We start from the raw sequence: 6,721 nt of genomic DNA on the forward strand, positions 1-6,721 counted from the left end.
GCTGGCAGGCAGACGACGTTTCGACAGGTGATCACGCCGGTTGGCCAATCGATACCGCTTCCTCGTCTCCGGACGGGCGAGTCGACGGGCCTTCGCACGGTTCGGAGGCCGCGCCAGCACTGCAACACGGCTGACCCAGAGCTCCCTGAACACCAGGTTGGGCGCGGCCACCCAGGTCACGTCATCGACGTTCCTGGCCATTTCCGGCCCGCGAGAACAGGTGGAGACACTCATGGCAGACCAACCCGGCGGCAGCCCCGGCGCTGCCTCTGCTGACACCCCGGTCGCCGAGCTGGTACAGCGCGCCACGGACCAGATCACCCGTCTGGTCCGGGACGAGCTGATGATGGCACGCGCGGAGATGACCGCGAAGGGCAAACGCGCAAGCGTGGGCGCCGGGCTGCTCGGTGGTGGCGCCACGCTCGGCTTCTACGGCGGCGGCGCCCTCGTCGCCGCGGCGGTGCTGGCCCTGGGCGCGCTCATTCCGGATGCGCTGGCCGCGCTCATCGTCGCCGTCATCCTGTTCATCGCCGCGGCGGTAGCGGCGCGATGGGGAAAGAAGCAGGTCACGAAGGTCATGCCATTCACGCCGACGGAAACCAGGGACAGCGTGCGGGCAGACACCGAGACGATACGCGGCGCGGCAGATCGGAGGCAGCCATGAGCACGGCAAACGCAGGCAACGACCCGGACAAGACACGGCAGGACATCCAGCACACACGCGCCGAGCTCGGCGAAACCGTCGCAGCACTGGCCGCCAAGACCGACGTCAAGACCCGCATGCGCACCAAGGGCACCTCAGCCGCCAACGGGCTCAAGCAGCGCTTGACCGCAGCCAGCCAGTCAGCGAAAACCTCGGCGGCCCAAAGGTTCGGCACGGTGAGGCAGCAGACCTCCCAGCGCGCCGCTGCCGTGAAGCAGAAGAGCAAACAAGCCGTGGCCCGAGTGCGAGGCTCGGCGGCAACCGGCACTCAGGCCCCCGGTGAGGCCGGGTCCGCCGCGATCACCTCCGCGCGTGCCGCGGCAGCGAAGGTCGGCTCCGCGGTGCGCGCCAAGCCCGTTCCGGTCGTCGCGGCCGCCGGTGCCGCAGCCGTCATCACCGTCATGGCCTACCAACGCCGCCGGACGAGCCAACGGCTCGGCCGACGGCAGCAACAACTGACCGGCCGGCTCCCTCTCCTCGCCCCCTGGGCAAAAACCTGCCCCAACGGTCTTCGCCGACTTCTAAGCGGAAGCTAGAGGCCCCGCGGTCGTGCGTCATTCCCCGCTCACAGCGCAGGTCACGACATTTGCACGCCGCACTCATATCACCGAGCAACCTTCCTACAGTGCGTGCCTGGCAGACAGCAAGATCGGCTGTGCGTCGGCACTCACAACGTTCGCTCCGGTCCGCCTGTAAGGGCTTATTGGTCTCTCACAGTGCAGGCCAGGGCGGCCATCCAGCCGTGAGGGACTGCCCCCGGTTCGGTTGACTCCTGACCTGTGAGGATGTGTTCCTCGCTGGGAGGATGTCTGTCATGCCGAAGGCGTTCCCGCCGGAGTTCCGTCGTGACGTGGTCGCGGTCGACGGCAAGGGTGAGGCGCCGATCGCGCAGATCGCGAAGGACTTCGGGATCTCCGAGTCGTGCCTGCACCGTTGGCTCAAGCTCGCCGACATCGAGGAGGGGGCCGGCCCGCCCCGGGACCACCAGCAGCGAGTCGGCGGAGCTGCGGGAGCTGCGCAGGCGCAACAAGCTCCTGGAGCAGGAGAACGAGATCCTGCGCCGGGCGGCGGCGTTCTTCGCCAAGGAGATTGCCCCAAAATGATGTACCCGCTGGTCGGTGACCTGGCCGCGGACGGGATCCCCGTCGCGGTGACCTGCCGGGTGCTGGGCTTCAGCAAGCAGGCCTACTACGCGTGGAGGAACAGCCCGGTCTCGCAGAGGGACCGGGACGATGCTCACTTGATTAACGCCGCTTTGGACGTCCACGCCGGCGACCCGGCGTTCGGGTGTCGGTTCATCGCCGACGAACTACCTGCCCATGGGTATCACCGCCGGCCCGAACCGGGTGGCCAGGCTCTGCAAGGCGCAGCGGATTTGGTCGGTGTTCGCCAAGCGCAAGGGCCTCACGAGGCGGGCCGGGCCGCCGGTGCACGATGACCTGGTGCGACGACGGTTCACCGCCGACGCCCCGAACCGGTTGTGGCTGACCGACATCACCGAACACCCCACCGCCTGCCGAGGGCAAGCTCTACCTGTGCGCGATCAAGGACGTGTACTCCGGCCGGCAGGGCTGGGGTCCGTGTAGGACGGGTGCGGCCTGTTGGCGTTCATGGAGTTTGCGAAGACAACCATGAGCCAGGACAGGACCGCACCCGCTGATGTCAGCATCACTGACCGAGATCGTGCTGCCGCGGCGGCCCCGGGTATGCCGTGCCCCGACTATGGTCGCCGATGGTGACCGGCTGAGCCTGTTCATCGCGTTGGAGGCGGTAGACGATCCTCGGGATCCGAGGGGCCGACGGTATCCGCTGGTCAGCATCCTGGCGGCAGCGGTGTGCGCGGTGATCGCCGGGGCGTCCACGTTCGCCGCGGTCTGCGACTGGGTGCGTTTCCAGGACCAGATTGTGTGGCAGCGGCTCGGGTTCACCGGCCGGGGGTACCCACCGCGACGACGGTGTGACGGCTGTTGATCCGCATCGACGCTGAGGTGTTGTCGCAGGTCCTGGCCCGCTGGTTGCGGGGCCCGACGGCGCCGGTGCTGGCCGCCGGCCACTGGTGGCGCCTGATCATCGCCGTCGACGACAAGGTCGCCCGAGGTGCCCGGCTGAGCGACGGCGGGCAGGTCCATCTGCTCTCGGCCTACGACACCGGCACCGGCATCGTGCTCGCCCAGGTCCAGATCGCAGCGAAATCCAACGAAATCCCCGCGTTCACGCCGCTACTGGAACGGGTCAAGGCCGTGCTGGGGTCGCTGGAAGGCGTCCTGGTCGTGGCCGGACGCGTTGCACGCCCAGGTCGGGCACGCCGATCTGCTAGCCGGAGGCGGCGCTCATCTATGGTCACGGTCAAGGCCAACCAGCGGACACGGCATGACCAGGTCAAGGGGCCTTTCCTGGAGCAAAGTCCCGATCGGGGCGCAGACCCGCGAGACCGATCACGGCCGTTAGGAGACCCGCACGGTCAAGGCACTCACCGGTCGCGACCCGGGCAGGCTGGGATTCCCTTACGCGCAACAGGCCGTCCGGATCACCCGCACCCGCACGATCAAGGGCAAGACCAGCCGGAGACGGCGTACCTGACGACCTCGCTGACCGCCGGCCAGGCCCGGCCCGCCGACCTGAGCACGTGGGCGCGGGCGGAGTGGCACATCAAGAATCGCCTGCACTACGTACGAGATGTCACGCTACGTGAAGACGCGCATCAAGCCCGGACCGGCAACGGCCCCACCGTGTTCGCCACCCTCCGCAACACCTCGATCGGGTACCACCGCGTCAACGACAGCGCCACCAACATCGCCGAAGCCATCCGAGAGGCCATTCACCGTCCCCACGACCTCGTCACCGCCGTGACAACGGGGAAACCGACCGTGGACCACGGCCAACACCACAACGCAATAGCCCTGACACGCTCCTGGCCTCGTCGCTGCCTCGGAGCAGAGTGACCGCGTTCGCGGCGGTGACATAACGGCGGCGGTGCGGCGCACGATCAGAATGGTGCGGGTCCGCGGCCTGCCAACGACATCAACACCTGCGTGGCGAGTAGCTTGCGAATGCCGGTGACGGCGACTGTCCCCACCCGATCGTAGGGCAGCTCCAGTTGCAGCCCTTCGACTGCGTTGCGAAGGTCTGTCGTGATCTCGTCCGGACGGAACGTGCCGCCCCAGCCGTTGAGTCCTCCGCGCTGGTTGGTACTGAGGGAAGCCATGCCGGAGATGCAGGCGCCGTCGACCAGGATCAGCTTCGCAGGACCCGAGTAGGTCGTCGTCATAGTCACCAACCTTTCAAGATGCAACGCCGTACACCCCGGGATCCCGGCTGGCTGCCAGTCATCAAGAGGTAACGCGTCGAGTCCGACCATGGTGTGCTCCACCTGACCGCGACCGTACGTGCCTCTACCGTCAGGGCGGCCGGGAGGCGGCATTCTGTCCATTAGGGATAAGAGTCGATGCTTAAGACTAGCGCCCGAGGTCCGAATCGATCCAGGGAGGAGCACACGGAACAGTAGGGAGCTGGCTCCACACAGAGATGACCGGCCTTCTGCCGATCAGACGAGTTCGCGATGCCCTGGTGAGCGCATGAACGCCGAACGGCGGCCCGCTGAACCAGTCGGGCCGCCGTTCGAAGAGTGTGGATCAGAGCGGGCGAATGTTCTCCGCCTGCGGGCCCTTCTGGCCCTGGGTGATGTCGAACTCCACCTTCTGGTTCTCGTCGAGGCTACGGAAGCCGCTCGCCGAGATCGCGGAGAAGTGGGCAAAGACGTCGGCGCCGCCGTCGTCCGGGCTGATGAAGCCAAAGCCCTTGTCGGCGTTGAACCACTTCACGGTGCCTGTAGTCATGTCTGCTCCTTCGCAGGCTGTTAGAGACCGCACTGTGCGGACCCCTACGCCGCCGCGTTGATCACCCGCGTCGAAACGACACGAAAAACGAAAAGCGCCTGGATGGGTTTCAGATGCCCCATCAGGCGCCGGAAAACGTCTACGGAAATCAAAACTGCAACTCGACCACTGTAGCACATGATCCGCCGTCGGTCCCATGGCGGTGCGAGGACCTTGATCCTGTCCGGGAAGGACCACGTCATGGCAGACGAGAAGAACGCTGTTCAGCTTCCGCAGCGGCTGGCGAGATCGAGCTGCGGCCGGGCGACCGTCTGGTGGTGGTCACCGATGGCATGCGGGAGCGCAACGCCGCCGACCTGGATCTACCGGCCACGTTGCGGTCGATCACCGGTCTGCATCCACGAGAGGCTGTCCGGGCGTTGGCCGACGCCGTTCTCGAGGTCGGCGGGCCGACGCTGGCCGATGACGCCACCCTGTTCATCCTCGACTGGCACGGCGGGCACCGCGAGGACCGGCGTGCCAGCGCCGGCGCCGACCAGACGCGCGCCAGCACCGCGCTGCCCGACTGACTACTGGCCTGGCGCGTGGCCGGTGGACGGCACACCGGCTTCAGCCGCCTGCACGCTGTCATAAACGGGGATCACTCGATCGACCGACGTGACCGTCAGGACGCTGTGCACGGCGGGTTGCGCCGCGGCTAGGCTCAGCCGACCGCCGACGTCCCGCAGCGCCTTGAACATCACGACCAGCGCCCCCAGTCCGCTGGAGTCCATGAATCCCACCCCGGCCAGATCCACCACCACGTGATGGTCACCGGCGTCGACCAACCGTTGCAGGCCCTGGCGCAGCTGCGGGGATGTCGCCATGTCCAGCTCGCCGCGCGCCTCGAGCACGGTGCAACCCCGACCCGGCCGGGCCGACAGCAACAGTTCCACAGCAACCTCCCCCTACGCCCCGATGATCCCCGCTTACCCTATTCTGCCGATGGGTGAACCGCCGTCGGCCGGCGCGCGTCGCGCCGGCACCCGGACCGTTTCACGGCGGCAGAACCGGGGTAGGGCTGATCACCAGCGAAGCATCGCGCCTCAGGGTGACGCGGTAGTCCGACGGTCGGGGACGGGCCGGGGAGGAGCTGTGCAGTGCGGGTGAGCATGACCCTGTCCCTCCCGCGGCAACCGTCGTCGGTGACCCGCGCCCGCCATGTCCTCACCACCCTGCTGAGCCTCACCGACGCCGGCGAGGATTCCCGTGGCAACCTCGCCGTGCTGATCAGCGAGGCGTGCGCCAACGCGGTACTGCACGCCGATCCCGACAGCGCCGTCGACATCACCATCGTCATCAACGACGACGTCTGCCTCCTCGAGGTCGGCAACCGCGGCAGCATCCCCAACGGCGGTGGCCTCGACGCCGAGCTCCCCGCCCCGCTCACCGTCGGCGGCCGCGGCCTGCCCCTGATCGCCGCCCTCGCCGACACCGCCGCCTTCGTCGCCGGGCCCCCGGACCACGTGCGGCTCCGCATCACCAAACACCTCACCGCCGCCCGAACAGCACCGACCCGATAGCCGGCTGCCGCACCCGGACGCCCTCGCCACCCGCCGAGCCGGAGCCAGGTGGTCGGCCTTCGATGGCGCCTCGCGGGTGGCGGGCGACAGGGGAAGAGGTGCGACGAGCAGGAGTACGGCCGGCCGTGCCGAGGTGGTGTGCGCTGGCGGGCCAGCCGGCTCAGCGCCCGCCGACGACCTCACCCGTCAGGGCGCCGCGTCCGACGCTGTTGGTTCTGGTTCTGCCGGAGGGCTTCCTCGAGTTGGTCTTCGAGGATGATGATCCGGCAGGCGGCCTCCAGGGCGGTGCCCTGGTCGACCATCTCCCGGGCCCGGGCGGCCAGGCGGAGCTGGTAGCGGGAGTAGCGGCGGTGCCCGCCGCCGGAGCGGTGCGGGTTGATCAGTTTCGCCTCGTCCAGGCGGCGCAGGAAGTCCTGTGTGGCGCCGAGCATCTCCGCGGCCTGGCCGATGGTGTAGGCCGGGTAGGTCTCATCGCCAAACATGTCATCAGGGTTCTGCCCCATGTCACCTCCAAGTCGAGGGGCGGCGGGGGGGGGGGCGCGGGGGGCCGGGGTGAGGGGGGGATAAACCACAACACAAACGAACGACGGGGTGTGGTTTGGGGCCCGCCCGGCCCCCGC

The 6,721-nt window shown here is 68.2% G+C and carries 10 protein-coding genes and 1 pseudogene; 7 read left to right on the forward strand and 4 right to left on the reverse strand.

The genetic code is table 11. From position 1 onward, the window contains the following. Window positions 1-232 precede the first annotated feature (232 nt). The 5 genes and pseudogenes from ABZS42_RS24290 to ABZS42_RS24310 all read left to right on the forward strand — a co-directional run bounded on the left by ABZS42_RS24290 (window position 233) and on the right by ABZS42_RS24310 (window position 3,645). Entirely contained in the window at window positions 233-664 is a 432-nt protein-coding gene (locus ABZS42_RS24290) for a phage holin family protein (protein WP_355148881.1), read from the forward strand. Continuing rightward, window positions 661-1,239 carry a DUF3618 domain-containing protein gene (locus tag ABZS42_RS24295; RefSeq protein WP_355148883.1) on the forward strand — a complete coding sequence of 193 codons (579 nt, stop codon included), beginning with the start codon at window positions 661-663 and terminating at the stop codon, window positions 1,237-1,239. Before ABZS42_RS24290 ends, ABZS42_RS24295 begins: the two co-directional genes overlap by 4 nt. A 278-nt stretch (window positions 1,240-1,517) precedes the next feature. After that, window positions 1,518-2,269: pseudogene (locus ABZS42_RS24300) on the forward strand (IS3 family transposase); the annotation flags it as partial. Window positions 2,270-2,425: 156 nt separating this feature from the next. Beyond that, complete coding sequence (locus tag ABZS42_RS24305) at window positions 2,426-2,674, forward strand: transposase family protein (RefSeq protein ID WP_355148885.1); 249 nt, start codon at window positions 2,426-2,428, stop codon at window positions 2,672-2,674. Continuing rightward, window positions 2,671-3,645 carry a transposase gene (locus ABZS42_RS24310; RefSeq protein ID WP_355148887.1) on the forward strand — a complete coding sequence of 325 codons (975 nt, stop codon included), beginning with the start codon at window positions 2,671-2,673 and terminating at the stop codon, window positions 3,643-3,645. The genes ABZS42_RS24305 and ABZS42_RS24310 overlap by 4 nt, the downstream gene beginning before the upstream one ends. Before the next feature lie 44 nt (window positions 3,646-3,689). On the opposite strand, the gene ABZS42_RS24315 is transcribed toward ABZS42_RS24310, so the two are convergent. Together ABZS42_RS24315 and ABZS42_RS24320 are read right to left on the reverse strand one after the other, a co-directional pair. Beyond that, window positions 3,690-3,971: a hypothetical protein gene (locus tag ABZS42_RS24315; RefSeq protein ID WP_355148889.1), complete on the reverse strand. Its 282-nt coding sequence runs from the start codon at window positions 3,969-3,971 to the stop codon at window positions 3,690-3,692. A 364-nt stretch (window positions 3,972-4,335) separates the two neighbouring features. Continuing rightward, window positions 4,336-4,539 (reverse strand): cold-shock protein, encoded by a 204-nt coding sequence (locus ABZS42_RS24320; RefSeq protein ID WP_013283833.1) that lies wholly within the window; start codon window positions 4,537-4,539, stop codon window positions 4,336-4,338. A gap of 113 nt (window positions 4,540-4,652) precedes the next feature. On the opposite strand from ABZS42_RS24320, the gene ABZS42_RS24325 reads away from it, so the two are divergent. After that, entirely contained in the window at window positions 4,653-5,108 is a 456-nt protein-coding gene (locus ABZS42_RS24325) for a SpoIIE family protein phosphatase (protein ID WP_355148891.1), read from the forward strand. On the opposite strand, the gene ABZS42_RS24330 is transcribed toward ABZS42_RS24325, so the two are convergent. Continuing rightward, window positions 5,109-5,432 (reverse strand): STAS domain-containing protein, encoded by a 324-nt coding sequence (locus tag ABZS42_RS24330; RefSeq protein ID WP_355148893.1) that lies wholly within the window; start codon window positions 5,430-5,432, stop codon window positions 5,109-5,111. It abuts the gene before it with no gap. Window positions 5,433-5,678: 246 nt separating this feature from the next. On the opposite strand from ABZS42_RS24330, the gene ABZS42_RS24335 reads away from it, so the two are divergent. Beyond that, window positions 5,679-6,101 carry an ATP-binding protein gene (locus tag ABZS42_RS24335; RefSeq protein ID WP_355148895.1) on the forward strand — a complete coding sequence of 141 codons (423 nt, stop codon included), beginning with the start codon at window positions 5,679-5,681 and terminating at the stop codon, window positions 6,099-6,101. Window positions 6,102-6,280: 179 nt separating this feature from the next. Here ABZS42_RS24335 and ABZS42_RS24340 read toward each other — a convergent pair whose 3' ends face one another. Then, on the reverse strand, window positions 6,281-6,604 hold the full coding sequence (locus ABZS42_RS24340) for a helix-turn-helix domain-containing protein (protein ID WP_355148897.1): 324 nt from the start codon (window positions 6,602-6,604) through the stop codon (window positions 6,281-6,283). Window positions 6,605-6,721 lie beyond the last annotated feature (117 nt).

Source organism: Micromonospora sp. NPDC005367 (assembly GCF_040606825.1).
GTDB lineage: Bacteria > Actinomycetota > Actinomycetes > Mycobacteriales > Micromonosporaceae > Micromonospora.